Below are 15748 nucleotides of genomic sequence, written 5' to 3'. Positions count from 1 at the left end.
CGTATGAAACACTCGCATCCGCACCAGGACATTATTTGCGGTCTCGATATCGGGACGACGAAAATTGTTGCGATTATCGCGGAGCCGAATATGGACGGAGAACCGCGCATGCTGGGGATGGGCTGCGTTCCGTCGCGCGGATTGCGGCGCGGCGTCGTCGTGAATCTGGAGCAGACGGCGCACGATATCGCCACGGCCATCGGGCTCGCACAGGACAAGGCCGGCGTTGACGTGGACACGGTTTGGGCCGGAATCGCGGGCGAACACGTTAAGAGTCTGAATTCGCGCGGGGTCATTCCGGTGACTCGCTGGCGCGGTGAACAGACCGGCGAAGTGACGACCGCCGACGTCGAGAAAGTCGTCGAAGCAGCGCGCACGATTCTGCTGCCGCCGGATCGCCGCGTACTGCATGTGTTACCGCAGGAGTTCATGGTGGATGCCGAGGGCGGCATTCGCATGCCCGTCGGGATGGCGGGCGTGCGTCTGGAGGCGGATGTTCATATCGTTCACTGCGCGGTGTCTTCAGCGCAGAATATTATCGCATGCTGCAAGCGGGCGGGCGTCGGGGTCAATGACCTGATTCTTGAACCTCTCGCGTCCGCGGAAAGCGTGCTGACCGAAGACGAAAAAGAGCTCGGCGTCGTGCTGCTCGACTTCGGCGGCGGTACGACGGACGTAGTGGCATTTCAAGGCGGCGCGATTCGCCATACGGTCGTGATTGGTTACGGCGGCGATTACATTACGCGCGACATCGCCATGGGACTGCGCACACCGATGGACTCGGCGGAACTTATCAAGATTGAACACGGTTCGGCTCATCAACGCGCGATTGGTCAGAACGACTTCCTCGAGATTCCAGGAATCGGCGGCCGGGAACCTCGCGAATTGAGCCGCTCGATGCTGGTGTCAATCATCGGACCTCGCGTTGAAGAAATTCTGACCATTGCGCGCGACGAATTGAAACGCGCGCGCGTGCTTGATCACATTGGCGCGGGCGTCATTCTGACGGGCGGCGGTGCTTCGATGTGCGGCATGCCCGAGATCGCCGAAGAGATTTTTGCATTACCGGTGCGCGTGGGCACGCCGGTCGAGATGCATGGACACGACCACGCGGCATACGGACCCAAGTTTGCGACGGCGGTCGGCCTGGTGCGCTATGGCAATCGGCAGTATGTCGAGATGCTAGCGTCCGGCGGCAATTCCGAATCGTGGACCTCGCGCACAAAGGTCAAAGTGCGCAAGTTTTTCTCTGAAATCTTTTGATAATTCAATCATAGCAAGGAGTACGAGCAATGGCAGCCATGCAATTCATGTTCGCCGACAATACGTTGGGCGCAAAGATGAAGGTTGTCGGGGTAGGCGGTGCCGGTGGCAACGCCCTGAATTGGATGATCGAGGCGGGACTGAAGAATGTTGATTTTATCGCTGTAAATACGGATGCGCAGGCGCTGGCGACAAACGCCGCGGCCCGCAAGATGCAGATTGGCATGTCTTCAACGCGCGGTTTGGGCGCAGGCGCGAATCCGGCAGTCGGACGTGAAGCGGTTGAAGAAAATCGCGACGAGCTCCGCCAGCTTCTGACCGGCGCGGACATGGTGTTTGTGACGGCGGGTATGGGCGGCGGCACGGGCACTGGCGCGGCGCCGATCGTTGCGGAAGTAGCGCGCGAAATCGGAGCACTGACCGTAGGTATCGTGACCAAGCCGTTTTCATTTGAAGGCAAAAAGCGCATGACCTATGCGCTCGAAGGAATCGAAGAATTGCGTGCGCAGGTAGACACACTGATCGTGATTCCGAATCAGCGGTTGATCTCGCTTGTGGATCGTTCGACATCGTTGATTGATGCCTTCAAGCTCGCGGACAATGTGCTGCTGCATGCAACCCGCGGTATTTCCGATTTGATCAGTGAACCGGGTATGGTGAATCTCGATTTTGCGGACGTGCGCACGGTCATGGCCGCCAAGGGCGATGCCCTGATGGGCGTTGGTGTGGGCATGGGCGAGCATCGCGCGGTGGAAGCGGCGCAGCAGGCAATCTCCTCTCCTCTGCTTGAAGAAGTCTCGATTGACGGCGCGCGTTCGGTGCTTGTGAATATCACGGGCGGCGGCGATTTGACGCTGATGGATGTCGCCGACGCAACGACGGTGATCACCGAGGCCGCAGGCGAGGAAGCCGAAGTGATTTTTGGCGCCGTGATTGATCGTAACATTTCGGAGGAAGTGCGCGTCACGGTCATCGCCACCGGCTTCAACCGTGCACCGGCCCATTCGCGCTCGACGCAAAATGTCTATCGCGCTCCGGTGATCACGCGTCCGCAGCCCGTGGTGATCCCCGCAGCGGTTGCCGAAACTCCGCAGCCGGTCCTGCGGCGCGAGCCGATTCGGATCGAACGCATGCCGGAATCGTTCCCAATGAACGTGCGTCCGTTAACGCGCGAAGTGAATGGTCGCACCGAACCCGTCGTCGTGGGCGACGAGGGCGAAAGTTCACTGGAAGACTTCGAAGTGCCGACCTTCCTCCGCCGCCAGATGGACTAACGGATTTGCACAGACGTTTCAAAGGGCTCCGGGGAACCGGGGCCCTTTTTCTTGCATTTCTGCGGCAGAATTGTTATTATGGCCAAAAGGTGTCGAAATCAAACACCATAGAGGAGTTATGGATTTCAAATTGCTGAAACGGCTGTGCGAATGTCACGCCGTATCGGGCCGCGAAGAGGGCATTCGAGCTTTGATTCGCGCCGAGTTCGAAAAAGTCGGGTTAACGGTTGGCGTGGACTCGCTTGGGAACTTGACAGGCTACCGAAAAGGTACGGGCAAGAAGCGCGTGATGCTTGCCGGGCACATGGACGAAATCGGTTTCATCGTGTCGCACATTGACAAGGAAGGTTTCCTGCGCTTTCAGCCGCTCGGCGGCTTTGATCCGCGCACGATGATGAGCCAGCGAGTCTATGTACACACAGCCAAGAAACGGCTGCTGGGTGTCATGGGCGCAAAGCCTGTGCACATTTTGAAGGAAGAGGAAAAGAAGAAGTCGCTGGACGTCACCGACTACTTCATTGATCTCGGCCTGCCGCATAAGGAAGTTGAGAAGTTAGTCGAAGTCGGCAATCCGATCACCATGGCGCGCGAATTAGATGAGTTAGGTGATTGCCTAACCGGCAAGTCGCTCGACAACCGTTTCGGCGTGTGGCTGATGATCGAGGCGCTTAAGCTCGTCAAGAAGCACTCGGTGCACATCTATGCCGTGGCCACCACGCAGGAAGAGGTCGGATTGCGCGGCGCAATGGGCGCGGCCAATGACATCAAGCCGGACGTGGGTATCGCGCTGGACGTGACCATTGCAGCGGACATCCCCGGCACTCCGCCGCAGGATCATGTGACCAAAGTCGGTGGCGGCGCGTGTATCAAGGTGATGGATGGCTCGATGATCTCCAATCCGAAGCTCGTGCGTGAGCTGAAGGACATCGCCACGAAGAAAAAGATTCCCTGGCAGTACGAAATCCTCCCGCGCGGCGGCACGGACGGCGGCGCGATCCGCATGGTCTCGGGTAACACGGCGGTCGGCGCGATTTCGGTGGCGCTGCGCTATGTGCACTCGACCGTGGAAACGGCGCACAAAGATGACTTGGAATCCTGCGTGAAGCTATTGGCCGCGTATCTTGAAACCACGACGGGCTCAGGCTACGAGTTGGACGACAAGCTATAGAAATATTACGCCGTGCAATAATAGAAAGCCCCGCGATGTTCTCGCGGGGCTTTCTAATTGCTACAAGGCCGTGATTACTTCAGCAGAACAATACGCTGCGTCTGACTGAGGTTGTCCACGGAAACATTGAGCCAGTATGATCCGCTCGGCAGGTTCGCGCCGCTAATCGTCAGCGTATGCGTACCCGCGCTGACTGGTCGGTCCACAATTGTCTCGACCTGCCTGCCCAGAACGTCATGCAGCGTCACGCGAACGTGTGACTCGCGCCTCAATTCAAGGTCTACGCTGGCTTCCGGGTTGAACGGATTGGGGTAGGCGCGCGACACGTTGAAACTCACCGGCAATTCGTTCGGCGAATCGTCGGCGTCAGAGACCGCGCCGAACCAGTTCATAACGCGCCGCACAACTTCGCGGTGGTGAGTTGAGCCGACGGAGCCGCAGGCGGCCTCGAGCGCAAATCCGAAATACACGACGCGATATGTGTCGTTTGAGTAGCGCACCGCACCGCCCAAACCGTTGGAATTGTAGGTGTAGACAATCACCCCGCCGTTGGTGGCCGTGAGCACTGACGGGCTGACATTGCCGTTACTGCCGCAACCACCGCCGAGCAGAATCAAATTAGCGTTCTCCGAGATCGGATCGCCAACGACTCCGGTCAATTGCGTGGAACCACCGGCCGCTCCGCTCTGCGAGTGCAGATAATCTGTGTAGAACTCGCTGTTGCGCACGTCAGTATCTTCGTCAATCCCTTGGCCAACGAGCATGAGGTTGCCGCCACCACTAAGATATGATTGCAGGACGTCGCGATCCGACTGCGTTAAGGTGCCGGTCTGTTCGTTCCCACAGGCCCAGATCACATTGTCGTAATGATTCAGAAGCTGGGTCGAGACACCGCCGTCAAGCGCCGTCGAGAAGTCGTCGAAATTATAGCCGCCATTCGCGAGGGCGGCGCCATAGAATCCGGCGAACGTGGCGCCGTTATCGTCGTCGACTACCAGTGTCGGCGCGCGCCCAATACGGAGCGTAACATTGCGAACCAAGCGCACGTCGCCGGGGATCCAAAATTCAACCGTCAGCGTCGTCGTGTACGCCCAGGGCACATTCGCGCCGCAGGCGATCGTGGCGTTCGCATTCGCTAACTGCTGCGTCTGTCCGCCGGGCAGTGACGTAATCGTGTAGTTCGTGTTCGACAGCGTGAGATTCGGATCATTGGACGTGACCGTCACATTTACGCCTGACGCCTCAAACCAATCGGTCGCGTTGCTCACGGACAGCGCCAATTGCCCGGTCTCGTTTGCTTCGAGGCGGCCGTCGGCATCGTTATCATTCGAAATCGTCGCGGCGTTTACGGACAGGTTCGGCAGCAACGCGGCCAGTGCCAGCTCCGCATCCACTCTTCCCCACCCCAGCCACGTCGGATCCACGCCGGGATTAGCCGCCTGAATATCGGCGCAGTTCTGCAAAACCAAGTCACGCAGTTGTCCATTGTTCAAGTCAGGAAACACGGACCAGACGAGAGCAAAAATGCCAGCCGCATTGGGACTGGCCATGGATGTGCCCTGCAAATTGGTATAGCCGTCATTCAGATTGAGTGAATAGACGCCGCCGCCCGGCGCGTAGCACTCGACCCAAGGACCGCGATTCGTGAAGCTCGACAGCCCATCGTCCGTATCCACGGAGCCAACGGAAATGACATTCACATAGTCGGCGGGGTATTGCGGATTGGTTGAGCCATCGTTGCCTGACGCGCCGCACAGCAGCGCGCCGCTGGCCCAGGCAGCTTGAATCGTGTTGTTCACCTGATTGCTGAACGACGGACCGCCGTAAGACATATTGATAATGTCCACGCCATGTGCGACCGCCCAGTTAATCGTGGCGATTGCCGCGGAGGTTACCACCACGCCTTCGCCATTGCTGGGCACGTAGCCGGCCCGACTGGCCATGATGCGCATGTTCCAACACACGCCCGCCACGCCAATTCCGTTGCCGCCGCGTGCGCCAATCAAACCCAGTACGTGCGAGCCGTGGTTGCCGATGCTATAGCTGTCGTTGTCCGGCACATCCGCATCCTCGCCTGGCGCGGCATTGCCGATGTTGTCAATGAAATCCCAGCCGATCAGATCATCCACGAATCCGTTGCCGTCATCGTCAATACCATTCAGGTCATCTATGTCGCCCGGATAATCAGGGAACGAGTACGGAACTTGATCACCGTCAACGTCTTCGCCGGGGTTAACCCACAAATTATCGTAGGCATCATCGTGTGACCAGAAAAAACCGCCATCCACTGCCACCGCCAATATCTCGCGGCTGCCCTGACTGAAGTCCCAGGCGACCGGACAGTTCATCAGCCGCTTGTCCCACTGCTGATTCCAGCTCTGGTCATTCGGCGTGGTATCGAGCTGGCGCATGAGGTAATCCGGTTCAGCATCAGCGACCGCCGGGAGCGCCAAAAACGCATCACGCACGGCAAGTACGTCATACGTTGCGGGGAACTCCACGACGACCAGCCGGCGCGCGTCGGGCTCGGCGGGCATGCGATCCAGCACGCCATCGGGCACGATGCGCGTCAGCGCGAAGACCTCATAACGATTCAGAAGCTCGTCCACGTCCACCTGGTCCAAGCTCAATAGGCCGCGCTCGCGTAGTTGCGATTGCACCTCGCCGACGCTTTCGTCGAAATTCACCAACAGTCGGCCGGGCAACCACTCGCTGCCGGGCGCGACGGCACCGCTCGCCCACGCCAGAAGCGGAGCGAGCAGCGCGACCATGCGCAAACTCCTCAGACAAAACACGGTTATTCCTTTCCCGTTTAGAATAACCCCGGGGCAAACCGACAAACTGGGCGCGCTATTTCAGCAGGACCATCTTAGCCGTCTGAGCGAAATGATCGCTCGACAGCCGCGCGAAATAAACACCGCTGGCCAGCGCCGATCCGTCGAAACGGACGCTATGCGCACCGGGTTGCATGACTTCGTTGACCAGCTCGTTAACCAAGCGGCCCTGCACATCGTACACATTCAGCGTCACGAGTGCGGCCGTGCTCAGCTCAAACCGAATATCGCTGGCCGGATTGAACGGATTGGGATAGTTGCCAAGCAGCCGAATCGAGGTCGGCACGGCCACCGGCGTGATTTCTTCAGCTGCAAGCGGCACACCCCACCACTCTAGCGTGCGGTTGACAACTTCGGAGAAGTGCGTCGTACCGGCCAAACCGCACGCGGCTTCGATTGAGAATCCGAAGTAGATCAGCTTGTAGTCGCCGTCATACTGCACGGCGCCTGTGCCGCCAACGGTGGTGTATTCGAACGCGGCGACCGCGCCGTTGGTCGGCGTGATCTTATCCGGACCGATCTGACCGTTGTTAGCGCAGCTTCCTCCCTGCAAGAGGAGATTAAGGTCGCCAAACATCGAGTTCGCGGCCGTACCGCGCACCACGCGGTCGCCGGTATTGGCATCGCCATCCGCCGCGGCATGCAGGTAATCCGCGAAGAACGCATCACCGGAAATGTCGTTGCGAATGCCCTGTCCGGAGATGAACAGCTTACCTCCGCCATTCAGATAGCCGGCGATTGCGTCACGCTCTTCCTGAATCAAAGTGTTGACCGCTTCGTTGCCGCAGACCCAGAACACACCCTGATAGTGGCTCAATTCAAAGGTTGAGATCGTGCCGTCAAGCGAATTACTCCACAGGTCGGGATACGCGACGAATTCCTCAAGCTCGTTGAACAGGAAGCGCTGGAAGTTGCCCGTGCCGTCGTCATCCACAACCAGCACGCGGCCGCGGCCAACCCGAATCTCGTATTCGACATTCAGATTCGCGCCCTCACCGCTGGTGATGTTCACTTGCACCGGCAGCCAGAAGGCATCGCCAATGTTACCTGCGGTCAGCGTTACCGTCACGTTTTCCGACTGACCGGGTCCAAGGAAGGCAATCTGCTGGACGGCATTGCTGACGACCACGCGCTCATCGGGGGAACTCACCGTAACCACAACGGAGGATGCAGCGGCCCAATTCGGTTGGTTCGTGATGACCAGCGCCAATTGCGCCGTCTCGCCGCTCTCCAGCCGCTGGTCGCCATCCCCGCCGTTGTCATTCAATAGTGCCGAGGTTACGGACATGTTCGGCATCAGCAGCGCCGCCGCGTTTTCAACATCCACACGACCCGCACCAAGCTGGCCGATGTAGTTAGGGTTCTGCGTGTCAATATTCTGCGCGGACGTGTACATCAAGTCACGCAGCGATGAATTCGACAAATCAGGGAACAGTGCCCATAACAAAGCCGCGGCTCCAGCCGCATTCGGCGAGGCCATGGACGTGCCGTCCCAAGCCTGATAGCCGCCATTGATAACCGTGCTGGGAATACTGACGCCGGGCGCCGAAATATCCGTCCATGTTCCGTAGTTCGAGAAACCGGCCTTGCCGTCATTCTGACTGGTCGCATTCACGGCGACAACGTCCGTATAGCCGGCCGGGTAGTGAATACTGTTGACATTGTCGTTGCCGGACGCTCCAAAGAGAATCACACCGGCCTGCCACGCCGCAACCGTCGCCTGAGCGGCGACATTGGAGAAGCCCGCGCCGCCGTACGACATGTTGATCACGTCCACGTTGTTGGCCACTGCGTAGTAGGTGCCCGGCACGGTCGCCGACTGCGGCATGTAGCCTTGCCCGTCGCTGGCGAGATAGCCGCAGCGCAGGGCCATGAGCGTGCCGTTCCACGAGTGCCCGGCCACACCGATCGAGTTATTGCCGGACGCGGCCATAATGCCACCCACGTGCGTGCCATGCGACTCGAGGCCGAACATATCGTTATCCTGGACGTTATCGCAATCCTCGCCGGTGAAACAGCCGCCGATGCCCTGAATGAAATCCCAGCCCAGGAAGTCATCCACGTAGCCATTGCCTTCATCGTCGGCGCCGTTTAGGTCGTCTATGTCACCGGGATAGTCGTTGAAGGACCAAGGTTCCTGGTCGCCATCGCTGTCTTCACCCGGGTTAACCCAGAGTGCATTCACGAGGTCCGGGTGACGCCAATCCACGCCGGTGTCCAGACCGGCAACGATAATACTCGGGCTACCGGTGGTAAAGTCCCAGACCGCGGGCGAACCCATGATGGTCTTGTCCCACTGGCTGCTGAACTGCGAGTCGTTAGGCGTGCGGAACATGCGCTGCAGCACATCCGGCTCCGCGTACTGCACGTGTGCCGTCGCCAGAAGGTTCTCCAGAAGCGTCAGAACGGGATATTCCGCACGAAACACAAGAACATAGGTACGGTAGGCCTCGGGGCTGGCCGTCGGGATGCGGTCAAGGATCGCGTCCGGCACAAGCCTGGCCATCGAACGGCACTCAAATTCTTCAAGGATAGCATCCAACTCCGCCACGCCGGTTTCGACCACACCGAATTCATTCACGTGCGGCACGACATCGCTGGCGTTGTCATTGAGAACAACGAGCGCGCGTCCCTGTAGATAATCCACTCCCTGCCATTGTTCAACAGGGCTCGCTTGCGCGCACGCCAACAGCCCCAGCAGTAACATCAAGAAACCAGTTCGTGCGGAACTCATCCACTCACTCCAAATTGTTGGGGCCCAATAAAGATCGTTCCCGCCGTGGGCCCACTCACGGCGGGACGGAGAATCATAAATCTCAGATTTTGACAGGGAAAAGCTACGGAGACTGTGCAAGAAAGTCAATGTTTACAATTACTTTGAGCATAACATAGGCCAGTCCAAGTTGTTACTGTAACCTAAATATAAACAAGCAAAAAGGCCCTTGTTGGGGGCCTCTTGCCGTGCAAAACATGCATTGTCACGTGCATTTCCCACGCACGGCCTCTCGACGGTGCGAGAATCACACGTTGCTGCCAACTAATTCTTGGCCATGTCCGCCGGAATAACCCGCGGGGTCACGAAGACAAGAATCTCGGACTTGTCCGAGGTTTCAACTTCGTACTCAAACAAGCGGCCAAACAGCGGAATCGCGTGCAGGAGCGGCACACGACGATTGAGCGTCCCCTCCTTCGACCGAATCACCCCGCCGATCACAACCGTTTCACCGTCCTTGACCAACAGCGTCGTCTTGACTTCCGAAGTGAGGATGATGATACCTCCAGCCACGGTCGCTTCACCGGACAGGTCAGCGACTTCGGGATTCAGCGTCATCAGCACTTCGTTGTTGGGGTTGATGTGCGGCGTGACGTTCAGCTTGACCGCGACATCGTAAAATTCCGTCACAATATTCCCCGACTGGTCGAGACGGTTGATCGGGATCCGCTTGCCCGACGTAATCTGCGCGGATTCATTGTCATTGATCAGCACGGACGGCTGTGACAGGACTTCAGCATCGTTATCCTCTTCCAGAGCGCTGAGGGTGGCGCCGATGTCCACACCGTTGTGCAGCTTGCCGAACGTGAACGAGCCCGTCGGGTTAGCGACACCCAGATCCACCGACGCGCCAGCCTTCGTGTTGGCGGTCGGATTGTTCAGGTTGCCGGCCGACCAGTTGATCCCCAGCTCGCGGCTGCGCGCGGCATCCACTTGCACGATCTTGGCTTCGACCAGCACCTGCGCCGTCTGCTGGTCCAACTCATTGACGATCCGGTTCATCGCCTCGATCACGTTGGGAATATCCGTGACGATCAGCGTGTTCGCGCGCGTGTCCGACTCCATCTTGCCGCGTTCGCTCAAGAGCTTCGTCAGCGTCTTCTTGAGGGTCTCGGCGCGCGCGTACCTGATCTTATAGATATTCGTCGTCAGCTGTTCGAGCTGGGCGGCGCTCGCGATGTCTTTATGCGTCGTCACGCGGATGACGCCCTTCTCTTCTACCGCCACGAAGTCGTTAATGCGCAGCACGTTGTCGAGCGCTTCGCGCCACGGCACATTGTTCAGCAGGACCGTGACCGGACCGGTGACTTCGGAGCCCGCGACGATATTCGTCCCGGAGAATTCGGCGATGCTGCGCAGCACCGTGCGGATGTCCGCCTGTTCCACATTCATTGAGATGCGGCGCTCGTAATTCGCGTCGCGTGTTGTCTGCGCCCATACTGGCGAGCAAACCAGTAGGGTCAACAGAAGGAAATTCCAATACCGCTGCATGTTTGCACCTTTCCGCTTATTTTCCGGAGCGGACTCCGTTTTGATTATCCTTGAACTTTCAACGTGATGCGCGAGTAGTCACCGAATTCGGTAACCTCGAACACGGACTCGGTCTGGCCGACGTATAGCACCTTGCCATTCTGTACGGCGTCGCCTTCCCGCAGGAAGAAACTCTTGGCGTCTTTGTCCTTAACCATGGCCAAATATTTTCCATCGGACCATACGACGCCGGTCAGGACCGCGCCGTCAAGCGACAGTAGATCCGACGGCGCGTCGTCCGGTTTGTCTTTTTCGACCAATGCCCGGAACGGATCGCGCAGATCCGACGCCAGATATTGCACCGGCTCGTGGCGATTGAACACGAGCGACTCAAGCTTCACACGGCGCGTGCCGCCGTTGGCCTGCGTCTCCATCTCTGTCGGCATAACTCCGAGAGAATCAAGCCCTGAGGTCTTTGTCGAAAGCGTCTCGCCCGCGCGGGGCGCGCCGTCCGTTTCGACGACCACAGGCTCGCTGGGCGCGAGCTTCTTGCGCTTGGCCGGGCTATCCTCTTCGGCAAACACCGTGACCACGCACAACACGATGGTCAGCCATTTGATCAGCGAATTCATTATGCGTCCTCCACCGGCTTCTTGCGCTTCTTGCCCTTCGTCTCTTCTTCCTTGGGTGTAACACCGACGGGCGAGCCCAACTCCTTGAACACGTAGATCGTGGCCAAAAACTCGGCTTCAACCGTATTGGGGCTTCGTCCCTTGTTGGGGCGATAGGCGGCCAGTTTGAAATTTCGCACGTTCACGATTCTATCCAATCCGGCGACGGCCGACACGAAGCGGCCCAAACTGTGATAGGATGACAGCGTGCGGATCTGGATCGGATATTCCCAGTAGTACGGCTGCTCGACGGGATCCATCGGCCTGAACAAGAGGAAGTTCACGTCGCGGCGGCTTCCCTCTTCAGAGATGCTCTTCAGCAGCGCGTCCATTTCCTGCTGCGTCGGCAGGAGTTGAATCGCGATATCCCAGCTTTCCATCAGCCGCGCGTAGTCTTCCTGCACCGTCTGGAAGTTCGCGGCGATACGTTTGCCCTTGGTCAAGAGTTCTTGCTCTTCGGCAATACTCTTTTCCAGCAGCGTCGCTTTGTCTTCCCGCGGCGTGTACACAAAGTTCGAGTACGCATAGACGGCGCCGAACATCAGGAAGATGACGATCAGCGTTTTCTGCGTGCCCGGACTGCGTAAATTGAGCGACATCGAATTACTCCTCGTCAGTTGAGATAGCGCGGCGGCATCGTGAAGTTCGAGCCAGGCGACAGCGTGATGCCGCCGGTCGGCAAGCCGACGGAAGCGTCCTGGTAGAAATACTGAATCAGACAGTCGGCGACATAGTCATACCCGCCGGTCTCTTCATCGGTACCGAGGAAGACGTAGGCCTCAAAATAGCCGTTGGCATCCGTTTCAAACCATCGGTCTGGACCGAGGTACGGATTCTCCGACTCAACGTCACTTTCAATGATCACTCGCACGCCGGGCACTCCGGACGGGTCGCCGTGCGAACGATAGACGTAGCCCGTGACCTTCGCGGAGCTGTTGTCCTCGTTGATTCCCTCTTCACATGACACTGCCAGCAAGCCGGCGATCATGATCATTGTCATCCACATTACGTTCCGCATGGAACCTCCTGCCAATCTATCTTGAGTTTAATGCTTCTCAGTTTCTTTCTTAGCCTCATCGAGCGCCTTGTTCTTCTCTTTCACGGCGGCCGCGCCCTTCTTGATCAGATTTTCGCGCTTGGACTTAATCGCCTGCATTTCAATCGTCGGTATGGTTATCTGCAGCGTGAATTCGGTAACATCGGTCTCGCCAATTTGGTTGCTTTGCGTGACCAGTAGGTCCACCGCCTTGACGCGTGGTTCGTTCAGCAGCGCCGTCATAAACTCAGCGACGCGAGTATTTGAACTCGTCATACCGGATACGTGCACGCCCGCACCGTTGGGCGTCGGCGACTCTTTGACTTCGGTCAACCACATTAAGGACGGCAGTCGGCGTGCAAGCATCTCAAGCACTTCGACACGTGCGAACCGATTGCGATCGAGCTCTTGAATCACGTCAATGCGTTCCGAGACGTCGGCGCGCTTCATCGTCAGGTCTTCAACAACGGCGATTTTGTCCCTGTAGATGTCCGTCTCGGAGCGAATAGCCTCCAGTCGGGATTCGAGCGCAGATAGTCGGTTTTGCTGGCTGAGATGCACAATCGTCATACCCAGCAGCACGGCTGAGATTCCCAGAATCGGTACCACCGCGCGCGCGCCCAGATAGTGCTCGCGCTTGGTCTCCGGGCGGTCACTGCGGAACACTAAGTTGAATCCGGGGTGATCGCCGCCCATGGCTCGCAGAGCCAACCCTACCGCGCTCGAATATCCTGCGGCGTCGCCGCCTTCAGGCAGCACAACACCTTTGGACGGCGCATTCATCTTGCGGAACGGATCCACAACGTCAACATCAATGCCGAAGCGCTGACGCATGGCCGACTGAAGGCACGGCAGCTCCGCACCTCCGCCGCACATCAGCATGCGCGAAATCGGGCGCTCGGCCAAAACTCCAAGGTACTCGGGCAGGCCGCGTTCGATCTGTTCAGCGAGACGCTCACTGACGCTCCGTGCCACCGCATCCAGAGCATCCTGCTCCTCTTCAGTACGCACGGTCTTGCCGAGCATACCCACCGCCTTGTCAAATCCAAAGCCACATCGCCTGATCAGTCCTTCAATGTAGGCCTTACCGCCGATCGGAATGCTGCGGCTGGTCTCAAACTGGGACATGTCATAGAGCATAACCTCCGTGCTTTGAAAACCAATGTGCAAGACTCCGACGATACCTTCCATATCGAGGTATCCCGCCTCGGTGAGCGCGGCTTGAATGGCAAACGGCGCGGCTTCGAGAAGTTTCGGCTTCATGCCGGCCCAATGCTGCGGTTCCGTCGAGTCGAATACAACCTCATTCTTCGCGGCCACAAGCAGGACGTCCATCCGACCGCCGTCAACGTCTTGATGCAAGCGGGCATAGTCGAGCGACACCTGATCAATATTAAACGGCAGGTTTGTGTCCGCTTCGTATTCAATCGCGTGGCGCAGTTCTTCGTCAGACATGTCGTCTGTCGTGATCTTCTTGATCATCAACTGGCGGCCACCGACGGCGACAGCGATCTCTTTGCCCTTCAGACCGTGCTCTTTGGCCAACTGGGTCAGCACATCACTAACGGCCGTGCTGTCCATCAGCATGCCGTCCACGACAGCGTCCTGTGGCAGATCCACACATGCCAGTTTATCCACGGCCACGGTGTCACCCGTATTTTTCAGGACCGCGAGGCGAACACGCTTGCTGCCCACGTCAATCCCGATGCCGATTTTGCTCCGCTTTGCCATGACTTGCCCTTATCTCTGATGTCTATGCGTACGGTTACTCGACCGCCGAATGTGATTGAACGGTGCCGCGATGTAAATAATTGATCGAACGCGGGAGCATGATTGTAAACTGAATGCTATGGTCATCGCTCACCCGCAGATCCAGTCCTCCGCCCATTGAATCGCACAGTAGTCTGGCGACTTCAAGATCAAACGTGCCGCTGAAGGCGACGCCATCAGCCTTCACGGGAGTTCGTGCCGGACTCAATAGCCCGTCCAATTGCTCCCGATTGACCGGCGCGCCCTTGTCCACGATGCCGATATCAATATACTCGACGCAGTCTGAGATGCTGACCGTGACCGTGCCCATGTGAGTGAGGCGCAACAGGCAGAAGTCTACGAGGTTCGCGATCACGCGCGCTACCGCTTCTTCATGGCCGTGGTAATTCACTTCCACATTGGGATCGTCAAACTCCAGGCGGATCTCACGTCGCACACTTTCCGCTCTGCAGTTGCTCAACACCTCGTGCACTACATGCCGCAGGTCAAACACCTCTTCATCCGCGTGGAGGTCCGCAGAGCCGCGACTGAATAGCAAATTATCAATGCTCCGGCCCATGGTGTCAATTTCGTCTGCGATCACCTGACTGAAACGGCTGCGTTTATCTTCGGGCATGTTCTCAAGTTTGCGTAGGGAATATACGTAACCCTTGACCAATCCCATCGAAGCACGCACGGCGTATTCGAGCGCCGCCTCGCGATGTTCCTGCTGATTCCACAACTTATCTTCAATGGTCGCTTCTTCGCTCACGTCGCGCGCCACACCCAGAACACCCGTCACCTCGTTGGCATGCACCACCGGAGTCTCGACGACGCTGAAGGTGTGCATCTGTCCGCCTGTCGTTCGCATGTGGCGCACCGATCGCTCCGCTCGCCGGTGTCGCTGTACGGTCTCCCATATACGCTCAGCCATCGCGCGTTCATCTTCCGCGATCATACCAGCCAGCGGTTGCAGCGGACTGGGCGCCCCAGTAACGGAGAACTCCAACCAGAAGCGCTCATTACCGGCCACAAGTTGCCCTTTGCGATCTATAACATACGCCAGATCAACAGCAGAACGCAGGATTGCGTCGGCCAGAACAAGCGCGGTGTGATTTGATGTAACTTCAGCGCACATTATTGTCTGCGGTGACCTGCTGCCCACGCAGCGCATCACCAATTGCTTTGATTAACTCGTTCGGTGTAAACGGCTTGAACAGCATCACTGAATTCCCAGGTAATCGCAATTCACCGGTTCCGGTCCAAGCGCTCACAAACACGATCGGCAAGTCATAGCGCCCACTTTCCTCACGAAAGGCACGCGCGAGTGCAATCCCGTTATGCTCACCAAGCATGACATCCATCACGAGAACATCTGGTGCGAAGCGCTCTATGCGGGCGCTGAGACCGGCTCCCGAAACGGCTGTATCGACCGTCATGTCCGCGGACTCCAAGCTGAACTGAATGACTTCCAGATACCGCGAATCATCATCCAGCAGCATGACCCTCG

12 protein-coding genes are annotated in these 15748 nt (G+C 58.0%); 3 read left to right on the top strand and 9 right to left on the bottom strand.

Annotated elements, in window-relative coordinates:
- Positions 1-3 precede the first annotated feature (3 nt).
- The 3 genes from ftsA to IPH10_02355 all read left to right on the top strand — a co-directional run bounded on the left by ftsA (position 4) and on the right by IPH10_02355 (position 3705).
- The gene (ftsA, locus tag IPH10_02365) at positions 4-1263 is read left to right on the top strand and encodes a cell division protein FtsA (GenBank protein ID MBK6909770.1); all 1260 of its coding nucleotides are present in this window, start codon (positions 4-6) and stop codon (positions 1261-1263) included.
- 38 nt (positions 1264-1301) lie between these two features.
- Entirely contained in the window at positions 1302-2537 is a 1236-nt protein-coding gene (gene ftsZ / locus IPH10_02360) for a cell division protein FtsZ (protein ID MBK6909769.1), read from the top strand.
- 118 nt (positions 2538-2655) lie between these two features.
- Positions 2656-3705, top strand: a complete 1050-nt coding sequence (locus IPH10_02355) for a M42 family metallopeptidase (protein MBK6909768.1) — start codon at positions 2656-2658, stop codon at positions 3703-3705.
- Positions 3706-3779: 74 nt separating this feature from the next.
- Here IPH10_02355 and IPH10_02350 read toward each other — a convergent pair whose 3' ends face one another.
- From IPH10_02350 to IPH10_02310, 9 genes are all read right to left on the bottom strand, one after another.
- Positions 3780-6476: a S8 family peptidase gene (locus IPH10_02350; GenBank protein MBK6909767.1), complete on the bottom strand. Its 2697-nt coding sequence runs from the start codon at positions 6474-6476 to the stop codon at positions 3780-3782.
- Between the two features lie 79 nt (positions 6477-6555).
- The gene (locus IPH10_02345; protein ID MBK6909766.1) at positions 6556-9273 is read right to left on the bottom strand and encodes a S8 family peptidase; all 2718 of its coding nucleotides are present in this window, start codon (positions 9271-9273) and stop codon (positions 6556-6558) included.
- Positions 9274-9576: 303 nt separating this feature from the next.
- Positions 9577-10803 carry a type IV pilus secretin PilQ gene (gene pilQ / locus IPH10_02340; GenBank protein MBK6909765.1) on the bottom strand — a complete coding sequence of 409 codons (1227 nt, stop codon included), beginning with the start codon at positions 10801-10803 and terminating at the stop codon, positions 9577-9579.
- Positions 10804-10847: 44 nt separating this feature from the next.
- Entirely contained in the window at positions 10848-11414 is a 567-nt protein-coding gene (locus IPH10_02335) for a hypothetical protein (protein MBK6909764.1), read from the bottom strand.
- Positions 11414-12052, bottom strand: coding sequence for a type 4a pilus biogenesis protein PilO (gene pilO / locus IPH10_02330; protein ID MBK6909763.1), 639 nt, complete (start codon positions 12050-12052; stop codon positions 11414-11416). Before pilO ends, IPH10_02335 begins: the two co-directional genes overlap by 1 nt.
- A 14-nt stretch (positions 12053-12066) precedes the next feature.
- Complete coding sequence (locus tag IPH10_02325) at positions 12067-12471, bottom strand: hypothetical protein (protein ID MBK6909762.1); 405 nt, start codon at positions 12469-12471, stop codon at positions 12067-12069.
- Positions 12472-12498: 27 nt separating this feature from the next.
- The gene (gene pilM, locus IPH10_02320) at positions 12499-14220 is read right to left on the bottom strand and encodes a type IV pilus assembly protein PilM (GenBank protein MBK6909761.1); all 1722 of its coding nucleotides are present in this window, start codon (positions 14218-14220) and stop codon (positions 12499-12501) included.
- Between the two features lie 34 nt (positions 14221-14254).
- Positions 14255-15376, bottom strand: coding sequence for a PAS domain S-box protein (locus tag IPH10_02315; GenBank protein ID MBK6909760.1), 1122 nt, complete (start codon positions 15374-15376; stop codon positions 14255-14257).
- On the bottom strand, positions 15366-15740 hold the full coding sequence (locus IPH10_02310; protein MBK6909759.1) for a response regulator: 375 nt from the start codon (positions 15738-15740) through the stop codon (positions 15366-15368). Before IPH10_02310 ends, IPH10_02315 begins: the two co-directional genes overlap by 11 nt.
- Between the last annotated feature and the right edge of the window lie 8 nt (positions 15741-15748).

It is taken from the genome of bacterium, from assembly GCA_016702305.1.
Classification (GTDB): Bacteria; Electryoneota; RPQS01; order RPQS01; family RPQS01; genus JABWCQ01.
The sequence above is the reverse complement of the archived record's forward strand: the minus strand, read 5'-3'. Positions and strand labels throughout refer to the sequence as shown.

Excerpts from the sequence above, each read along its gene's own strand:
- ftsA (MBK6909770.1), top strand. The coding sequence starts at position 4 with ATGAAACACTCGCATCCGCACCAGGACATTATTTGCGGTCTCGATATC.
- ftsZ (MBK6909769.1), top strand. The coding sequence starts at position 1,302 with ATGCAATTCATGTTCGCCGACAATACGTTGGGCGCAAAGATGAAGGTT.
- IPH10_02355 (MBK6909768.1), top strand. The coding sequence starts at position 2,656 with ATGGATTTCAAATTGCTGAAACGGCTGTGCGAATGTCACGCCGTATCG.
- IPH10_02350 (MBK6909767.1), bottom strand. The coding sequence starts at position 6,476 with ATGGTCGCGCTGCTCGCTCCGCTTCTGGCGTGGGCGAGCGGTGCCGTC.
- IPH10_02345 (MBK6909766.1), bottom strand. The coding sequence starts at position 9,273 with ATGAGTTCCGCACGAACTGGTTTCTTGATGTTACTGCTGGGGCTGTTG.
- pilQ (MBK6909765.1), bottom strand. The coding sequence starts at position 10,803 with ATGCAGCGGTATTGGAATTTCCTTCTGTTGACCCTACTGGTTTGCTCG.
- IPH10_02335 (MBK6909764.1), bottom strand. The coding sequence starts at position 11,414 with ATGAATTCGCTGATCAAATGGCTGACCATCGTGTTGTGCGTGGTCACG.
- pilO (MBK6909763.1), bottom strand. The coding sequence starts at position 12,052 with ATGTCGCTCAATTTACGCAGTCCGGGCACGCAGAAAACGCTGATCGTC.
- IPH10_02325 (MBK6909762.1), bottom strand. The coding sequence starts at position 12,471 with ATGCGGAACGTAATGTGGATGACAATGATCATGATCGCCGGCTTGCTG.
- pilM (MBK6909761.1), bottom strand. The coding sequence starts at position 14,220 with ATGGCAAAGCGGAGCAAAATCGGCATCGGGATTGACGTGGGCAGCAAG.
- IPH10_02315 (MBK6909760.1), bottom strand. The coding sequence starts at position 15,376 with ATGTGCGCTGAAGTTACATCAAATCACACCGCGCTTGTTCTGGCCGAC.
- IPH10_02310 (MBK6909759.1), bottom strand. The coding sequence starts at position 15,740 with ATGCTGCTGGATGATGATTCGCGGTATCTGGAAGTCATTCAGTTCAGC.